At 45.7% G+C, this 19179-nt stretch carries 17 protein-coding genes; 6 read left to right on the forward strand and 11 right to left on the reverse strand.

Features of this window, described 5'->3' with window-relative positions; translation table 11 throughout:
- A partial coding sequence (locus DD616_RS11825; protein WP_208871718.1) for a retention module-containing protein occupies window positions 1–500 on the reverse strand: 500 nt, incomplete at its 3' end.
- Between the two features lie 432 nt (window positions 501–932).
- On the opposite strand from DD616_RS11825, the gene DD616_RS11830 reads away from it, so the two are divergent.
- The 3 genes from DD616_RS11830 (at window position 933) to DD616_RS11840 (ending at window position 3327) form a co-directional block, all read left to right on the forward strand.
- The gene (locus DD616_RS11830) at window positions 933–2243 is read left to right on the forward strand and encodes a TolC family outer membrane protein (RefSeq protein WP_013856940.1); all 1311 of its coding nucleotides are present in this window, start codon (window positions 933–935) and stop codon (window positions 2241–2243) included.
- Window positions 2224–2859 carry an OmpA family protein gene (locus tag DD616_RS11835; protein WP_017046139.1) on the forward strand — a complete coding sequence of 212 codons (636 nt, stop codon included), beginning with the start codon at window positions 2224–2226 and terminating at the stop codon, window positions 2857–2859. The genes DD616_RS11830 and DD616_RS11835 overlap by 20 nt, the downstream gene beginning before the upstream one ends.
- Window positions 2860–2976: 117 nt before the next feature.
- Window positions 2977–3327, forward strand: coding sequence for a DUF2750 domain-containing protein (locus DD616_RS11840; protein WP_013856942.1), 351 nt, complete (start codon window positions 2977–2979; stop codon window positions 3325–3327).
- Window positions 3328–3450: 123 nt separating this feature from the next.
- Here DD616_RS11840 and queC read toward each other — a convergent pair whose 3' ends face one another.
- Together queC and queE are read right to left on the reverse strand one after the other, a co-directional pair.
- Complete coding sequence (gene queC / locus DD616_RS11845) at window positions 3451–4146, reverse strand: 7-cyano-7-deazaguanine synthase QueC (protein ID WP_208871719.1); 696 nt, start codon at window positions 4144–4146, stop codon at window positions 3451–3453.
- Window positions 4147–4156: 10 nt separating this feature from the next.
- Entirely contained in the window at window positions 4157–4807 is a 651-nt protein-coding gene (gene queE / locus DD616_RS11850) for a 7-carboxy-7-deazaguanine synthase QueE (RefSeq protein WP_170900054.1), read from the reverse strand.
- A 192-nt stretch (window positions 4808–4999) separates the two neighbouring features.
- Between queE and yidA the strand changes: the two genes are divergently transcribed.
- A complete protein-coding gene (gene yidA, locus DD616_RS11855) occupies window positions 5000–5818 on the forward strand; it encodes a sugar-phosphatase (protein ID WP_064625137.1) in 819 nt (272 codons plus the stop codon).
- Between the two features lie 58 nt (window positions 5819–5876).
- Here the strand turns inward: yidA and DD616_RS11860 are convergent, their stop codons facing one another.
- The 8 genes from DD616_RS11860 to DD616_RS11895 form a co-directional block, all read right to left on the reverse strand.
- Window positions 5877–7301, reverse strand: coding sequence for a bifunctional NUDIX hydrolase/phosphatase PAP2 family protein (locus DD616_RS11860; RefSeq protein WP_208871720.1), 1425 nt, complete (start codon window positions 7299–7301; stop codon window positions 5877–5879).
- Window positions 7302–7330: 29 nt separating this feature from the next.
- Window positions 7331–7813 (reverse strand): GNAT family N-acetyltransferase, encoded by a 483-nt coding sequence (locus tag DD616_RS11865; RefSeq protein ID WP_017046144.1) that lies wholly within the window; start codon window positions 7811–7813, stop codon window positions 7331–7333.
- 224 nt (window positions 7814–8037) lie between these two features.
- Window positions 8038–9915: a propionyl-CoA synthetase gene (locus DD616_RS11870; RefSeq protein WP_208871721.1), complete on the reverse strand. Its 1878-nt coding sequence runs from the start codon at window positions 9913–9915 to the stop codon at window positions 8038–8040.
- Between the two features lie 27 nt (window positions 9916–9942).
- Entirely contained in the window at window positions 9943–11133 is a 1191-nt protein-coding gene (gene prpF, locus DD616_RS11875; protein WP_208871722.1) for a 2-methylaconitate cis-trans isomerase PrpF, read from the reverse strand.
- Window positions 11130–13736: a Fe/S-dependent 2-methylisocitrate dehydratase AcnD gene (acnD, locus tag DD616_RS11880; RefSeq protein ID WP_208871723.1), complete on the reverse strand. Its 2607-nt coding sequence runs from the start codon at window positions 13734–13736 to the stop codon at window positions 11130–11132. The genes prpF and acnD overlap by 4 nt, the downstream gene beginning before the upstream one ends.
- A 103-nt stretch (window positions 13737–13839) precedes the next feature.
- On the reverse strand, window positions 13840–14967 hold the full coding sequence (prpC, locus tag DD616_RS11885; protein WP_013856951.1) for a bifunctional 2-methylcitrate synthase/citrate synthase: 1128 nt from the start codon (window positions 14965–14967) through the stop codon (window positions 13840–13842).
- A gap of 26 nt (window positions 14968–14993) precedes the next feature.
- Window positions 14994–15890, reverse strand: a complete 897-nt coding sequence (gene prpB, locus DD616_RS11890) for a methylisocitrate lyase (protein ID WP_017046149.1) — start codon at window positions 15888–15890, stop codon at window positions 14994–14996.
- Between the two features lie 113 nt (window positions 15891–16003).
- Window positions 16004–16714, reverse strand: a complete 711-nt coding sequence (locus DD616_RS11895; protein ID WP_026028009.1) for a GntR family transcriptional regulator — start codon at window positions 16712–16714, stop codon at window positions 16004–16006.
- A gap of 273 nt (window positions 16715–16987) precedes the next feature.
- Here DD616_RS11895 and DD616_RS11900 point away from each other — a divergent pair, with 273 nt between their 5' ends.
- Together DD616_RS11900 and DD616_RS11905 are read left to right on the forward strand one after the other, a co-directional pair.
- Entirely contained in the window at window positions 16988–17818 is an 831-nt protein-coding gene (locus DD616_RS11900; protein ID WP_208871724.1) for a hypothetical protein, read from the forward strand.
- A gap of 250 nt (window positions 17819–18068) precedes the next feature.
- Window positions 18069–19040 carry a tripartite tricarboxylate transporter substrate binding protein gene (locus tag DD616_RS11905; RefSeq protein ID WP_094125328.1) on the forward strand — a complete coding sequence of 324 codons (972 nt, stop codon included), beginning with the start codon at window positions 18069–18071 and terminating at the stop codon, window positions 19038–19040.
- Window positions 19041–19179 lie beyond the last annotated feature (139 nt).

The following is a 19179-nucleotide window of genomic DNA, read 5'->3' on the forward strand; positions in this document are numbered from 1 at the left end:
CCGTCGTTCGCACCATTGATGCCCGTCACAATTGACCCTAAAGCACTTTGAGAATAGCTTTCTAATAGCGTTAAACTTTGTGTTTCAGAGAGGCCTAGCGCGGTGAGTGCTGACGTGGAGAATTCTGTTGCGGCTATGGTTTCCGAAGCGTCGCGAGCGATGCTGACTGAGCCCGTCGGGCTTGAACCGTTCGATTCACCCGCTGCAGTTGCAAGATCTTCGCCTAGCTGTGTTGGGTCTTGGCCTTGCTCTAATGCTGCGAAAATTTCATTGATGTCATTAGTTATATCTACGTTGCGACCATCGGCGTTAACTCTTGATATTTGTACATCATTATTATTGCCTACATCGTTTGGGGTAGCGTTACTGGCACTGATGATTATTTCACCAGGCAAGGTTTTTTCTCCTGGCTGAAGCACCCGTACATTGCCATTTGCATCCACAACGATCATCTGACCGAAAGTTAATGTTGTACCTAAAGAAAAAGAACCAAGTTCCATATAATGCCTCTAATAACTTCCGAATTCACAACGATGCGACTGTTTACATTCCTACATCTTTGCTACGTAATTTGTCATTTCTAATGGTAATAAATTAGCATTTAACACCTGTAATACAAAGGAAAAACCATTTTTACACCTTCTTATGTGACGTAGGTGGAGACTTAAGTCACACATTTATAGTTTGAATCAATATCACACTAAAGATGTACTTTATTATAAGAACAATCAACAATGTTTAATAAATGTTAATTGATGATTTGGTGTATGATTCTTTGCTAAAATCACGAATGTAATGAATATGTTGCTGTTTACTGATGAGAATTTAATGTTATTTTGTTGCGTTTTTCCATCAAGCGTCTCGATAATGCAACAGCTAATGCCGTACTATTGCGGCTTAAAAGAAGTAGAAGTCCCTAGAGGAGTGCCCAAGTGAATTGGATGAACATGAAAACGTTGAGCTACGCCATCGCACTCAGCTTCCCGATCTCTGTATATAGCCAGACTCTTGAGCAAGCGGTGTCAATAACGCTTGCAACCAATCCAAATATTAAAAGTGCATATAACGAATATGTGAGTAAGCGCTATAATAGCGAAGCCTCTTCTGGTGCTTATCTTCCAAGGATCGATCTCGATGCTGGTATTGGCTACGAAGCGGTAGATTTAGCCTCTGGTACTGAAAATGAACTTACCCGTAAAGAAGCCACCATTACCTTAACCCAACTGATTTGGGATGGATCTTCGACTTTAAACGATATTGATCGTACTTCGGCTGATGCCGAATCGGTTCGTTTCCAACTCTTAGCTGACGCTCAAGATATCGCATTAGAGGTCACTAAGGTGTATCTCGATGCAACGAAAGCGTTTGAAATACTGACACTTTCTGAAAGCAACCTCTCAGTACATAAGAAAATATATCGTGATATACAAAAGCGTGTGGAATCAGGCATTGGTTCAACCGCTGATCTTTCTCAGGTTGAAGCTCGTTTAGCTAAAGCCCATGGCAATCTTTTAGCTGCACAGAATAATCTGTTTGATATACATACCCAGTTTAAACGGTTGGTAGGTCAACCTCCTCAAGATTTAATTTTCCCTAGAGCAGACCATTCTGCTTTGCCTTTTACCGTTGATGACGCTTTAGAAAAAGCCTACCAAGATCACCCGGTCATCAAAGTAGCGCAAGCCGATGTTGATTCCGCAAAGTTTCAATATAAACAAACTCAGGGAACAAATTACCCAACGTTATCTTTCGAAGCTGCACAAACATGGCGTGATGATGCCGGTGGGATAGAAGGTAGCAGCGATGAATTCTCGGCCATGATTAGGATGCGTTACAACCTGTACAATGGTGGTTCAGATTCTGCGCGCACCGACAGTGCTGCCTACCAAATGAACAAAGCGAAAGATTTAAGAGATCGGACTTATCGTAGTGTTGAAGAGGGGTTGCGTTTATCTTGGAGCGCTCTCGATTTGACATTACAACAAAAAGAATTTTTAGCCGATCATGTTGATTCTGCTTCAGATACGGTTATTGCTTATGAAAAACAATATAAGCTCGGCAAGCGAACACTATTGGATGTGTTGAATACTGAAAATGAGCTTTTCGAAGCAAGAAAAGGTTATCTCGATGCCAAATACGATGAACAGTATGCAAAATACCGTGTTATGAATGCAACTGGGTCATTGTTGAGTTCGTTGAGAGTGGATACACCCAAAGAGTGGCATGATGCGGTGGAGTACTAACATGTTGAAATACTTATGGCCAATGATAGCGAGCTTACTCTTTATCACCTCGACGGCTTCATCTGCTAGAGATGGTTATCCATATATTGATATGCCACTCGCTGATCAAATAGACGATTTACGTGACGATGATTTTGACGGCGTGATTAATGCCAGAGATTTGTGCCCCGAAACACCATTGAAGTCAGAGATCGATAATGATGGTTGTGGCACTTTCATTAAAACCGAAGAGCAACTCCAGCTTAGAATTCTGTTTGCGAATGATTCAGCAATAGTCAACCCTGTGTTTCTAAGTCAAATACGGTCAATGGCCAATTTTCTCAAGCAATACCCTTCAGCTTCGATTGAATTACAAGGTTATGCCAGTAAGGTTGGGAATCCAGGTTATAACTTAGAGTTATCGAAAAACCGAGCTTATAATGTCGAGAAGGCGCTTGTTAGTTACGGCATTAGCCATACTCGTGTCCGTATTGTTGGTTTTGGTGATACTGAACTGACAGAAAATGGTGATGATGATATTAGCCATGCGATGAATAGAAAAGTTGTCGCCACTGTCGTCGGCCACAAGGGTTCGGTGAAAGAAGAGTGGACCATTTTCACCAAACGCGAGCGTTGAAATCGATATTTATCGAGGATTGGGGCGTTTTCGCCCCTTTTTTCTGTCTAAAATTGTAATGAGTTTACTAGCACAAAATGCTATCCTTGCGCGTCATCACCTTATGAGATAAAGATAATGAGCAAATTAACTGCTGACCTTCAAGCAAACTTAGAATTGTTTATTGAACAAACAAAAGAGACCCAACTAGTATGGGGCTTAAAAAATGAAGATGGTTGGCTGGCATGCGACTCGACAGAATTTGAAAGTAGTGAAGTTATGCCCTTTTGGTCAACCAAAGAAGATGCACAAACTCACAACGTTGAAGAGTGGTCTGACTTCGAAGTGTTAGAAATCCCTCTCGATATTTTCGTAGAAGATTGGTTGATTACCCTTGATGAAGATGGTGTATTAATTGGCACCAACTGGAATGCAAGCTTAGAAGGTAAAGAAGTAGAACCTGCAGATTTGGCCAAAATGTACCTTTAGTACCTTGAACTATTTAGTACCTTGAGCTAAATAATGGGTGTTCTATTTGCACGCTATTCCATTCGCAAACACTAGAACACCCGTTTAAATTTCACTTGATCTATGCGTTGATTATTAGATACATCATAAAGTTACAGATTGCTTTTGGTGAAGCGCATTCATCACCAACGCTTTGTTTACTAAATAATCGTTTAAACCCGCTTTACGTAGCTCACATGATGGGCAATCGCCACAACCATCACCAATAATACCGTTATAACAAGTCAGTGTTTCGTGTCTTATGAGTTCGAGAGCATCATGTTGATCCGACAATGCCCAAGTTTCTGCTTTGTTTAGCCACATTAAAGGAGTACGAATGTTGAATGGGCGATCCATCCCTTGCACCAAAGCACTGTTCATCGCTTTAACAAAATCATTTCGGCAATCCGGATAGCCAGAAAAGTCTGTTTCACAAACACCAGTAATCACCTCATCTGCACCTATTTGATACGCGTAAATACCCGCAAGGGTCAAAAACAGAATGTTACGTCCCGGCACAAACGAGTTCGGTAACCCATTCTCTTGTAACTCGTGTGATACTGGAATATCGTCACGAGTAAGTGAACTGATCGCCAACTCATTGAGTAAGCTGACATCCATGACTTTATGTGCAGCTACACCTAACTTTTTCGCTAAGGTGCTGGCAACCTCAATCTCGAGTTTATGGCGTTGGCCATAATCAAAAGTGATGGCGTGCACTTCATCAAACTCTTTTAATGCCTGAACCAAACAGGTTGTTGAATCTTGGCCACCACTAAATACCACAACGGCTTTTTTCATTTTCCTCTCCTCAGGCAATACTTAAATATTTATGCGTTTGAATCGATAAACGCCAGTTCCTCGCAATGCATGTTTCAATGCACAATTGGGTTGCCCGCTCTTTCTGACTAATAGGCTGTAAAGCAATCACTGTTGAATCAGGAACTTGCGCTCGCAGCAATAACGCATCTAGCTGTTCAATATCTTTAGCCGTTGCGACGGGGTGCTTGATCTCATTTGCTCTTAACAGAGCTGAGTCGAGTACAGGCAGTTTGCCCTTCATTGCAATTTTTGGTGACACTGTCACCCATGTATTTGCCGAGGTTTGAACCGGGAATGTGCCGCTGGTTTCAATTTGAATGTGACATCCCATTGCCTCAAATGCTTGCGCAAGTGGACGCAGATCATAAATACACGGTTCACCGCCCGTAATTACAATATGTTTAGCATGATAACCCTGTGTTTTATAGAGCGACACCATCTCTTCTGCACTGACTGAGCACCAAGTTGGGCTATCTTGGGTTTTGGCTAGCACGTCATTGATTGGGCGTTCATCTTGCGGCGTTGCATCCCACGTCTGCTTTGTATCGCACCAAGCACATCCCACTGGGCATTTTTGCAAACGAATAAAAACCGCAGGAACGCCGGTATGCACGCCTTCACCTTGAATGGTCTCAAACATTTCATTAATTTTGTACAACGTAAACTCAGCCTAACTCAATATCAAAAAATGCAGGTCGCTGACCTTAATAGATGCCTTGCCTTAGGTCAAACTAAACCCATCACGTGCGTAAAAATTTGACTAAATCAGTGGCGATCATATCTCAACTTGCATAAGCTGCTGGCTTTCTTCTTCACTTAATTTAGGTAAGTCATGTATAAACTCATCGCTTTAGATATGGACGGTACTCTTCTCAATAGCCAAAAACAGATCACAGCCAGAACAAAACAGGCTATAGCCAAAGCTCGTGAAAAAGGCGTAAAAGTGGTGCTGGCGTCTGGACGTCCCATTGATGGCATGCGCGATAAGTTGCAAGAACTGCATTTAAACTCAAATGAGGATTTTGTCCTTTACTACAACGGCTCAATGGTTCAAAACATTGGCAGTGGTGAAATTATTCATCACAAAATTATCGATGGCCGCTCTGCAAAATTAGTCGCTAACCTTGCTAACCAACTTAACGTGAATACGCACGCCTTTAGCCAAGTTCATGGTCTGATCACGCCTAAAATCAGTGAATATACCGAGCTTGAAGCAAGAATCAACGGACTGCCGATCACGGAAATGGATTTTGAACAGCTTGAAGATGATCATCCCATCATCAAAGCAATGATTGTGGCAGAGCCGAGCTTGCTACAAAAAGCCATTGAACAACTTCCTCCGGAACTCTATCAACAGTTTACCATTGTACAAAGTGCACCATTCTTTCTTGAATTCTTAAACACACAGAGTAATAAAGGCGTCGGTGTCAAAGCGATTGCCGAGCACTTGGGGATCGAGGCTAAACACATTATTTGTATGGGAGATGCTGAAAATGATCATCACATGCTGCAATACGCAGGACTTGGAATTGCAATGGCAAATGCGATGGAACAAACTAAGCAGCTAGCCGACTATATTACACTCAGTAATGACAACGATGGTGTAGCAGTTGCTATAGAAAAATTTGTACTCGGTGAGTCTCACGAATAGGCATTAAAGACGCCTCAGTCGAGGCGTCTTTAATCGGGATGTTGACTAAACAACCAAGTTAAGCACGGAATTTTCTCATGAACCATGCAAAGATGAGCATGAGTATTGGCAAGCGGAGCGTCTCAACCATTAAAGAGAAAATACTGCTGTATGAAACGAGCGTGGCACCAAATAACACCACTTGATTGAGTGCTAATAACAAAATGATCAGCAGCCACATTCGTTGAAGAGTGATGTGTAGTGGTTCAGTGCCCTTTGTCATAACTAAAGCCGATGCCGTCAGCAAAATGGCTAACCAAGCGGTGAAACTAGGCAAGGGCCAGATCATAACCAGCAGTGCAACCGTGATCGTTAAACCCCACCATACCCCACGCGAACCCAGCAGTGTTCTGACGTCGGTATAAGATTGTTCATCTAAACGAACAATATGCCACGCGACCAGAGCGCCCAACAATCCACCTATCACCATATCGCTGATGAAGGCTTCCCCAATATAGAATTTGGCCAACATTAATAGCCCCATCAACACGATAAAACCCACAAACATTCGGTTGAAATCGAGATGATCAAAAGCTCGCAATAGTGATATCCCGACACCAAACCAAACTGCAATCGGTAAACTTGGAAAACCGTACCCGTAACTTTGGCAAAGTTCCAACAGTGGTATATAGGCATGAGGTCTTGGTAATGCAAATCCTTGCTGAGCCACCAATGACAATAATGAACTCACGGTAACCACAAAAAATATCTTATAAACAGACTCTTTACCCAGATAACAGGCAATCACTGGAAATAAAACTATCAGCAATAAAGGATCCGTCAATTTGGTGATCAATACTGCGATTTGATAAATCGACGAACTCAGCGTATACGGCCATTCCGCGACCGTATTCTGCAATTTCATCATCCAGCCTAATTCGATTTGGTGAAACCGAGGCGCAGCAGAAACCAGATTCTCTACATAAATCACGGGTTGGCTATCCGCTTCTTGATACATGGTTTTGATCCGATCCCATTGCTCAGGGTAACGATACTGACTTGCATCAATACGATACGGATCGATCAGCATTGCGCTAGCAACCTCGACACCATAATGAGGAGCAAACCAAATAGGCAACTCATGTCCATTACGGCTATTTTTTGACTCAAAAGCAATCACATCGGAATCACTGCGACAGCTGTAAACGACAGCCGTATCCGTATACCCCAACGTGCGCCCTACCGTTACAACAAGGCCCGTTTCTTCCCATGTTTCTCTTTGCGCGGCCAATTCTGGAGATTCACCGGGAGATATAGTCCCTCCTGGCAATGAAATCTGCTTGGTGATCACCTCGTTAACGAGCACGATCTTATGATCGGCTTTAACTAGGCATAGAGCACCACGAATATTATCTGGTAGCGTTACGGGTTGTTGAGCGACACCAACACTTGACCAGAACAACGACAGCAAACAGACACTCAACAATGAAAACTGTTTTAACACATTAAAAATCCATGATTATTATTATCGAATTACTTGCTATCGATTGACTTTCTTAACCAATGTATATGCGATGAAAAACCAGAACGTTGATAAAAAGATTGCGCTCCTTGGTTAAAATCCCACACTTCGACAAATACTTGGGTAATACCGTACTCTTTTAATGTCTGCTCCATTTTTTGAAACAGCTGCTGTGCGATATGCTGCTGACGATATTGTGGCTCAACGTAAAGCTCATCAATACTGCCCATTGGTACCGCTTTGCTCACGCTTGAAATTAACTCGCAAAAGTGACCCGATATAAATCCCACAATTTGACTGTCTATTTTGGCAACGTAAACCAAACATTCCGGATCATCTAAATAACGAGCAATACTTTTTTCTTGTTCAATCTCTTCTGCTGTTTTGAAATGCTCAGGGCAAGCAAGGTGATGCTCATGATGAAGGTCATACATCAACTGATTCAGTTGCGGTAAATCACGATCACAAGCAGGAGTTATGATAACTAACGACATATTTCGCGCTCTGAATGAATAAAGCTTTGGCCGTGATTCTATAAGATAGTGATTAAAAAATATATCTTCATGCGTAGTGTTTTTGGTCGATTGAGCGCTAATCTCGTCTTAGAACTAAGACAGATGAACTAAGAGAAACAAATAAAATGCGGATTGCAAATTGGCAGTAAAAACGCCTCATTCATCTGAGGCGCCTCGATTAATCGTCAACTATAGGGTAGCCGCTAGTGATGGAGCGCTTTTTCTAACTCACTCAAGCTCATTGGGTCATCAATTGTTGAAGGGACAGCATACTCTTCGCCATCGGCAATTTGTCGAATGACGCGACGCAGAATTTTACCAGAGCGCGTTTTGGGTAAACGATCAACAATTAACGCATGCTTAAAGCACGCTACCGCACCAATTTCACTGCGCACTTTGTTAACAAGTTCTTGTTCCAACTCGCGCTCATCCACCTTAACGCCATCTTTGAGTACCACCAACCCTAGCGGCAACTGCCCTTTCAGCTCGTCATACACTCCGACTACAGCACATTCGGCAACCGCAGGATGAGCACCGACGATTTCTTCCATCTCCCCCGTAGATAAACGATGGCCTGCAACGTTTATCACATCATCAATTCGCCCCATGATGAAGAGATAACCCTCTTCATCCAAATAGCCACCATCACCAGAAACATAGTAACCGTCAAATTGAGCAAGGTAACCGGACTCAAATCGTTCGTGATCACGCCATACCGTCGCTAAACAACTTGGTGGTAAGGGGCGTTTCAACGCCACAAACCCTTGTTGATTGGCAGGCATCACTTCACCTAGCTCATTGAGAATCTCAACCTGATAGCCGGGGATCGGTTTCGTTGCTGACCCCGCTTTAATTGGCATCGATTCAAGCCCTATCGGATTACCAGCAATCGCCCAACCGGTTTCGGTTTGCCACCAATGGTCAACTACTGGCTTTTTAGTGTGCTGCTCTACCCATTCAAGTGTCGGCGGGTCAAGACGCTCTCCGGCCATAAAAATAGTGGTTAAAGTGGATAAATCATAATGTTTGAGTAGATCGCCATTGGGATCTTCTTTTTTGATGGCGCGAAAGGCGGTAGGCGCAGAAAAAAGTACGTCCACCTTATACTCTTGGCACACTCGCCAAAATGCAGCCGGATCGGGTGTGCGCACCGGTTTACCTTCATACAAAATAGTGGTGCAACCGTGAATCAAGGGCGCATAAACAATATAAGAGTGACCGACTACCCACCCCACGTCCGACGCAGCCCAAAAAACACCTTGTTGAGGCATATTGTAGATGGTTGACATGGAGTACTTCATCGCGACTGCATGACCACCGTTGTCGCGCACCACCCCTTTGGGTTTGCCTGTTGTACCTGATGTGTAAAGAATATAAAGCGGATCGGTCGCCAAAACCGGCACACAATCATGCGGCGGCGCTTCTTTAACGGCTCGATTCCACTCTAGATCTCGCTCATTATTTAAGTCAGCCACATGCTCCGAGCGTTGTAACACCACCACTTTTTCCGGCTTCCATTTGCTGTCTAAAATGGCACGGTCAACTAAGGGTTTGTAGGGTAAAATCTTATTGATTTCGATACCGCAAGATGCCGTCATAATCACTTTCGGTTCAGCATCTTCAATACGTACCGCTAATTCATTGGGTGCAAAACCGCCAAAAACGACAGAGTGAATCGCGCCAAGCCGTGCACAAGCGAGCATCGCCATCACTGCTTCCGGGATCATTGGCATATAAATGATCACCCGATCGCCTTTAGCAACACCTTGCATTGCCAACATTCCCGCCACTTTCGCTACCTGATCTCGTAATTGCGTATAGCTGTATTGACGCTTTCTTCCGGTTACTGGGGAATCATAAATCAGCGCGGTTTGCTCACCTCGCCCCTGTTCACAATGGAAATCTAGCGCCAACCAACAGGTATTGAGTACACCATCGGTAAACCAGCGTTCAATGCCATGCTCATCTTTTTGTAAGATAGTTTGGGGAAACTCAAACCACTCAATCTGCCGAGCTTGAGCCTGCCAAAATGATTCAGGTTCAGATTGAGCCCATTGATATTCCTTTAAATATGCCGACATAACATTTCCCTTAACATGATTTGAGGCTTAACGATGGACTCGCACCCAACCTTCCATTAACACCCGCGCGCTGCGGCTCATACTGGCTTTCTCTATTCCCCAATGACCCTCTCGTAAAACGGCTTTAGCGCCCACTTTCAGCGTACCGGATGGATGACCAAAAGTGACCGATTCTTTTGCTCCACCGCCCGCCAACATATTCACTAACGTTCCAGGGACACTGGCCGCTGAAGCGATGGCCACGGCGGCCGTTCCCATCATCGCATGATGCAGTTTTCCCATAGACAGCGCGCGCACCACAATATCGACATCGTTCGCCGATACCGCTTTACCACTGGATGACAAATAGGATTGCGCTTTTGCCACAAACGCTACTTTAGGCGTATGTTGGCGCAGTTGGGCTTGTTCAATATGCTCAATCAAACCCATTTTCACAGCGCCATAAGCGCGAATCGATTCAAACATCGTCAAGGCATGATCATCATTGTTGATCGCCTCTTGCAGTTCAGTACCTTGATAACCGATGTCCTGAGCATCGATAAAAATCGTCGGAATGCCCGCATTAATGAGCGTTGCATTCAAGGTTCCCACGCCGGGGATTTGCAGTTGGTCGAGCACATTTCCGGTTGGGAACATCACACCGCTATCATCGGCAGGATCGAGAAAATCAACCGCAATTTCAGCAGCGGGAAAAGTCACCCCATCGAGTTCGAAATCACCACACTCTTGCACTTCACCCTGCTCAATTGGCACATGGATGAGAATGGTTTTGCCAATGTTGGCTTGCCAAACGCGAACCGTCACTACACCGTTATTAGGGATCCGTTCTGGGTCGATAAAACCGCTGTGAATCGCAAATGGCCCTACCGCCGCAGAAAGGTTACCGCAGTTGCCGCTCCAGTCTACGAACGCTTTGTCTATCGAAACTTGGCCGAACAAATAATCCACATCGTGATCGGCTTGCTCACTTTTGGATAGAATCACGGCTTTGCTGGTGCTAGAACTTGCGCCGCCCATGCCATCAATTTGTTTGCCATAAGGATCGGGGCTACCAATGACACGCAACAGCAGTTGATCTCGCGCCTCTCCCGCTTGCTGAGCCTCTTTGGGTAAATCTTCAAGCCGAAAAAACACGCCCTTACTGGTGCCGCCGCGCATATACATCGCCGGAATTTTTAATGAGTTACTCACCTGATACTCCTTTATCCTTAGCGTCATTGAGCCAGAAAATCTTGCGCAAAACGCTGCAATACACCACCAGCCTGATACACACTGACTTCATCAGCCGTGTCTAAACGACAAGTCACCGTAACCTTCTGCTGTTCGCCCTTATTTGCGCCTTGCGTACGCGTGATCACCAAGGTTAAGTTGATGCCCGGCTTAATATCTCCCACCACATCATAAAGCTCAGTACCATCGAGTTGCAGTGTGTGGCGGTCTGTTCCCGTTTTAAATTGCAGTGGCAGAACACCCATCCCGACTAAATTCGTGCGATGGATCCGTTCAAACCCCTCGGCAACAATGGCTTCAACTCCCGCCAAACGTACACCTTTCGCCGCCCAATCACGTGACGAACCTTGCCCATAATCGGCCCCAGCAATAATGATCAATGGCTGCTTACGATCCATATAAGTCTCTATCACTTCCCACATGCGGGTAACCAAGCCTTCAGGTTCAATACGCGCTAACGAGCCTTGCTTTACTTTGCCCTCCTCTTGCACCATCTCATTGAACAGTTTGGGGTTAGCAAAAGTGGCGCGTTGCGCGGTCAGATGGTCACCACGATGCGTGGCATAGGAGTTAAAATCTTGCTCCGGAACGCCCATTTTGAGCAAATACTCCCCAGCGGCACTGGTCGCTAAAATTGCGTTCGATGGCGATAAATGATCCGTAGTGATGTTGTCACCTAAAATCGCCAAAGGTCGCATGGCTGACAACCGACGTTCACCCGCTAACGCACCTTCCCAATAAGGCGGACGACGGATATAAGTGCTCATGGGGCGCCAATCATAAAGTGGCTTTTGTTTGGCCATGTGCTCATCTAATTTAAACATCTGAATGTAGATTTGTTTGAACTGTTCGGGCTTAACATGGCGCGCCACCACATCATCGATCTCTTCATCGGTTGGCCATAAGTCATTGAGGTAAATCGGCTTGCCTTGCGCATCTATTCCCAACGCGTCTTTTTCAATATCAAAACGAATCGTACCCGCAAGTGCATACGCCACCACCAATGGCGGAGAGGCAAGAAAAGCCTGTTTCGCATAGGGATGAATGCGGCCATCAAAGTTTCGGTTACCTGATAGCACAGCCGTCGTATAGAGATCGCGTTCAATGATTTGCTGCTCAATCCTAGGATCAAGCGCGCCACTCATACCATTACAGGTAGTGCATGCATAAGCGACGATGCCAAAACCGAGCTGTTCTAGTTCAGGCAGCAGGCCGGCTTCCTCTAAATAAAGTTTGGCTACTTTTGAGCCCGGTGCAAAAGAGGTTTTGACCCAAGGTTTGCGAACCAAACCCAATTGATTGGCCTTTTTCGCCAGCAACGCGGCGGCCACGACATTGCGCGGATTACTGGTATTGGTGCACGAAGTAATGGCGGCGATGATCACTGCGCCATCAGGTAATTCGCCTTCTTTGGTTTGCCACGCCCCCGCAATACCGCGCTCGGTCAGTTCGCTTGTCGGCAAACGGCGATGAGGATTCGAAGGCCCGGCTAAATTGCGCTGTACACTTGAGAGATCAAACTCCAGCACCCGTTCGTATTGCGCTTCAATCAAATCATCGGCCCATAAGCCGGTTTGCTTAGCGTACTGTTCAACCAAGGCTACTTGCTGTGCGTCTCGACCCGTGAGTTTGAGATAGTTGATGGTTTGCTCATCAATATAGAACATGCCTGCGGTTGCACCATATTCAGGTGTCATATTGGAAAGCGTTGCGCGATCGCCAATCGTCAATGCGCGAGCGCCTTCTCCGAAAAACTCCAGATAACAAGACACCACGCGCTGATTTCGCAAGAACTCCGTAATGGCAAGCACAATGTCGGTCGCGGTGATCCCCGCTTGGCGTTGACCGGTTAGTTTAACGCCGACAATATCGGGCAGACGCATCATCGAAGGTCGACCTAACATCACTGTTTCAGCTTCTAACCCACCGACGCCAATCGCCAACACACCTAATGAATCGACATGAGGAGTATGGCTGTCAGTACCGACACAAGTATCTGGAAATGCTAAGCCGTTTTTCACTTGGATGACGGGCGACATTTTTTCTAAGTTAATCTGGTGCATGATGCCATTACCCGCCGGAATAACGCTGACATTTTCAAAGGCGGTTTTGCACCATTCGATGAAGTGAAAGCGATCTTCATTGCGGCGATCTTCAATCGCACGGTTTTTTTCAAACGCGTCAGCTTCGAAGCCAGCATGTTCAACCGCGAGTGAGTGATCGACAATCAGTTGCGTTTCCACCACAGGGTTTACTTTGGATGGATCACCACCTTGCTGAGCGATCGCATCTCTTAACCCCGCCAAGTCCACTAAAGCGGTTTGCCCTAAAATGTCGTGGCACACCACACGCGCCGGATACCACGGGAAGTCGAGATCGCGCTTACGCTCAATCAGCTGTTTCAGCGAATCAACCAATGTGTGCGGCTCACAGCGGCGGACTAAGTTTTCCGCCAGTATTCGTGAGGTATAAGGTAGCCGATCATACGCTCCGGCTTGGATATCATTGACCGCTTGTCGTGCATCAAAATACTCCAGCGCGGTCGCTGGTAATACTTTTTTGTATTGGCTGTTGATCGTTTGATGACTCATCAATTCCACCCATAAAACTGTCTATTCGAAACATTGTCTAGCGAGCTAGGTTTTACCTGCCATCAAACCATACACCAAAGGAGCATGGCTTGATTTCATCCCATTAACGCTGCTCTATTGGTATCCACTCTTGATGTTCAGGACCGTCATAATCGGCACTTGGGCGAATAATTCGGTTATTAGCGCGCTGTTCAAACACATGAGCGGCCCAGCCGGTTAATCGACTCATCACAAAAATAGGGGTAAATAATGGCGTAGGAATACCCATAAAATGGTAGGCCGAAGCGTGGAAGAAATCCGCATTACAAAATAGGCCTTTCTCACGTTTCATCACCGCTTCAACACGTTCTGATACCGCGTACAAATGCGTATCACCCACCGCTTCAGATAACGCTTTTGACCAACGTTTGATCAATGCGTTACGCGGGTCACTTTCACGATAAATGGCATGACCAAAGCCCATAATTTTGTCTTTATTAGCCAACATTTGCAGAATATTGGCCTCAGCTTCGTCCGGTGTTTGCCAGCGTTCAATCATCGCCATCGCCGCTTCATTGGCTCCACCATGCAACGGGCCGCGCAGTGTGCCAATCGCCCCAGTTACGCAAGAGTGAATATCTGACAGCGTAGATGCACAGACGCGCGCGGCAAACGTTGATGCATTAAACTCGTGCTCTGCGTACAGAATCAATGAGCAATGCATCACCTGCTTGTGCAGCTCGCTCGGTGCTTTTCCTGTCAGCATTTTTAAGAAGTAGCCACCAATGCATGCTTCGCTTTGATCTTCAGTGTCAATCCGGATACCTTGGTGGCTGAAACGATACCAATAACAGATAATAGCGGGGAAAAGTGCCAACATCCGTTCGGTCGCACTCAACTGCTCAGCAAAACTGTGCTCGGTTTCAAGGTTGCCTAAAACTGAACAGCCAGTGCGCATTACGTCCATTGGATGTGTACTGGCTGGCAGCAGCTCTAGCGCGGCTTTTAACGGCTGCGGTAAACCTCGTAATCCCATTAAGCGGGTTTTGTACTGGTCAAGTTCACTTTGATTAGGTAAATGGCCAATCAATAACAGATGAGCGACCTCTTCAAACTGTGCATGGTTGGCAAGATCGGTGATGTCATAACCTCGATAAGTTAGACCCGTCCCAGTTTTTCCGACAGTACATAAAGCGGTGACTCCCGCGCTTTGACCGCGCAGACCTGCGCCGCCCAGTGGTGCGTTTGACATGTTGAACTCCTTTTCCTTTGTTTTTATTATTCCTTTGATGAAAAAAGCTCGTCGAGCTTATCTTCGTAATCGTGGTAATTGAGATAGTCATACAGCTCGCTACGGGTTTGCATGCTATCGAGCAAAGCTTGTTGGTTGCCCTGCTCTAATAAATGGCGATAGACATTCTCAGCCGCTTTATTCATCGCACGAAACGCGCTCAATGGGTAAAGCACCATATCCACTTTCACTTGAGCAAGTTCTGCACATGGGTAGAGCGGCGTCTGCCCAAACTCAGTAATGTTGGCTAAAATCGGCACTGACTTACCACAAGCTGCGCTTAACGCGGTGGAGAAACGATCGTACTGCTCAAGAGTGGTCATCGCTTCGGGGAAAATCATATCGGCTCCGGCCTGCACGCAAGCAATGGCACGTTCAATGGCGCTATCAATGCCTTCCACCGCTAACGCATCGGTACGCGCCATGATCACAAACTCTGGGTTCACTCGTGCATCTACCGCGGCTTTTACGCGATCAACCATCTCTTGCTGGCTGACGATCGCTTTATTAGGGCGATGCCCGCAGCGTTTCTGCGCAACTTGATCTTCCATATGCACGGCAGCCGCGCCCGCTTTTTCCATCGCTTTGATAGTGCGAGCAATGCTAAATGCGCCGCCAAAACCGGTATCAATATCCACCAACAAAGGCAAATCACACGCATTGGTGATGCGCTCAACATCCACCAGCACATCATTTAATGTGGTGATACCTAAATCGGGCAAACCATACGAAGCGTTAGCGATGCCACCACCCGACAGATAAATGGCTTGGTGGCCTAAACGTTTGGCCATCATTGCGCAATAGGGATTGATCGTGCCGACAATCTGCAGTGGATCATTTTGTTGAACAGCGAGTCTAAATTTCGCCCCCTGACTTAAGCTCATGAGATTCTCCTAATCAGTCGCTTGGTTATCGCCCTTATTCAAGGCCGCTCTATGCGTGGTTCTTGGTTTGCTTCATTGCAGGCATGATTATTTTCTGCCCACCGCCCTGTGGCTTACTCTTTTACTATCTGCTGTTCAATCAAGATTCGACTGCCCGAAATATGGCGTCGCATCAACATCTCAGCCAGTTCTTCATCGCCGTTTTTGATCGCTTGTAGAATGTATTTGTGCTCGTCCAACGCCTCCTTCGGACGTGAATGTGAGCGTGGCGATTGATAACGATACATGCGCAGTAAGTGATAGAGCTCATCACACAATAAAGTCACTAATTTATGATTACGGCTGGCTTTGATGATGCGGTAATGAAAGTCAAAATCACCGTGTTGATGAAAATAGGAAGCCCCTTCGACTTGCTCAATATGATTCGAATGTGTCGACAATAATGCCTCTAGCCCTTGTAATTCAGAGGGCGAAATGTTGCGCGCCGCTAACCTTGCCGCCATACCCTCTAGCGCTTCGCGTACTGCATAAAGCTCGACCAACTTACCGGGTGACAACTCAATGACTCGCGCACCCACATGTGAAACACGTTCGATCAACCCCAAGCCTTCCACACGCATTATCGCTTCACGCAGTGGCCCACGGCTGACTTGAAAACGTTTGGCGAGTTCGGGTTCTGAAATTTTGCTGCCCGGTGCTATACGCCCTTCAACAATCGCCTCAATCAGATACTCCGTAAGGTTTTCCGATTTGGTGTTCTCTTTTTCTCGTTCAACAGCGTGTGATTTTGTATCAGTACTGTTTAGTGTTAGTGCACTATTCATCTTGTTATCGCTCACAGGTTGGATTCATGCTGAGACGCAAAGCACTCACACACTTATATGTGTTAACAATCATTAAAACTTATTGTTAAAATAGACCATAAAACCATCGATAATCAATAAAATTGTCGACACATTAGACTAATGTATAAGAAACTTAATGATTAAATTTGAACCAGAAGAAGATAAAACTCTGTGAGCTTGAAAAGAGAAAAGTGTCGATTTCGCAGATAGAATAAGCAGTGCAACCCATTACCGATGACACGGCCGTCACTTATGAATATTTGCAAGAGAATCACGCACTCTCCTTTTGGTTACGCTCTCGCCTGCTCGTTGCTCTTATCTGGATGCATTGCTTACAACAGTAAACCGAAAAATCCGCGCAGCTACCCACTACTGAGTGAGGCGATCTATTCTGAAGATGATCTTTCATTGGCAGACAACCCAAATATTATTCGCACGGCAATAGAGCAGAATCAATCGGTTACGATCAATGACCTCAACGCGCTAACAAGCCAGTTACCTATTGTTTTTCCTGAATTAAATTTACACCTTGAGCAAGAGCACTCATTTGATGCTCGCTTATTTCAAAGCGCAGTACAGCAACTTGTTGCTCAATTTGCTTGTGAATTGTACAGCAGCCAGCAAATGTCCGATTCGGTTCAAATGTGTGCAAACGATGGCCGTATAACACCGAACAACTTAGGTTATTTGCCTTTCCAGCAAGGCAAGTATTCGGGTGAGCGCTTAACGGTTCATCGATATTCTCAACCGCAAGGTTCTCAATCGCAAAGTGTAGCTGTTGATCTCTATCTTAAAAGCACATCGGAGCGACCACTGAGTTCAATATGGGGCTCGACGCATACTTTAGGGCGGTTCCATGGATCGCACTTTTCATCGGACAGTGTGGTACTCACCGTCTACTTCGAAGGGCATGTGTTAGATGAGCGTCATCAATGGCAAGCCCAATATCCCGAACCTTTGATCTTTTTCTTGCTGCTACCCAGTATCACGACCTTACTTCAGCAAGGTAATGACGCCTTAGCCGCGCAATTTGCAATGAATAACACCCGTTTACTGCTCGTAGATAGTGAGACAAGACGCTAGCGAAGACTCGTCACACAACGCAGTAAAATAACGCCGTGAACTTTATGAACAAAAACGTTTTTATGCCCTATATTGTTTTTATCTACGCATTAGAGACAAACCTGTAACAGGTTATTAACTTAACGTATCTGCATTAGATCATTGATGCAGTCATGATAACAACGATAAGCACCCTATCTCCGCCTGTAGCATTCAGTCACAAACGCTCCAAGGTAAAGATGAAGATGCGCCCTACATAAGGAACGTGAATATGTTTAAGCAGTTCAAACCAACCCTCACTGCATCCATACTGGCTGCAACCTTTTCTGTTAGCAGCTTCGCCGCTGATATTGAGAAACTTCACATTTTAGTACCCGGTGGCGCGGGTGGTGGTTGGGACATGACGGCTCGTGGTACAGGTGATGTACTGATGAAAACCGACATTGTCGGCAATGTGTCTTACCAAAACTTATCCGGTGGCGGTGGTGGTAAAGCGATTGCACACTTAATTGAAACCGCAGACCGCCAAGAAGATACCTTGATGGTCAACTCTACACCGATTGTTGTTCGTTCTTTATCCGGTGTTTTTCCACAATCCTTCCGCGATTTAACACCGATTGCCGCCACCGTTTCTGATTATGGCGCTATCGTTGCTGCAGGCGATTCAAAATACAAAACGTGGGAAGATGCGGTTGCCGATTTCAAAGACAACCCGCGGAAAGTGAAAGTCGCTGGCGGTTCTGCTCGTGGCAGTATGGATCACTTAGTCGCCGCAGCCGCTTTCAAAGGGCAAGGGTTGGATCCAAAAGAAGTTCGCTACATCGCCTATGACGCGGGTGGCAAAGCCATGGCGGCACTGCTTTCTGGTGAAACACAACTGCTTTCAACAGGCTTAGGTGAAGTGCTTGAAATGTCCAAGTCTGGCCAAGTGAAAATTTTGGCGATCACCGCCCCCAAACGTTTGGAATCTGCCCCGAATATTCCAACATTAACTGACTATGGCAACCCAACTGTATTTGCCAACTGGCGCGGCTTCTTCGCGGCCCCTGGGATCAGCCAAGAGAAGATTGATCAGTGGAACGCAGCATTAGCGAAAATGTACACCACCGATGAATGGAAAATCGTCCGCGACCGCAATGGTTGGATCGATAATTATCAAGCGGATAAAGAGTTTTACGCCTTCTTAGAAGCCCAAGAAAAAGAGATGGGTGATCTGATGCGTGAGCTCGGTTTCCTGAAGTAAGGTCGCTAAGGGGACAGTTCCTTGCCTTGTCCCCGCTAGCAACACTTTTGCCGTGTGCAGTTATGCTCAATACTCCTTTGTTTATCAGGCAAATATGGATAGGAAAACCTCCATACACCTATCCCTTTGCCCTTAGTTA

Source organism: Vibrio anguillarum (assembly GCF_003390515.1).
Classification (GTDB): Bacteria; Pseudomonadota; Gammaproteobacteria; order Enterobacterales; family Vibrionaceae; genus Vibrio; species Vibrio anguillarum.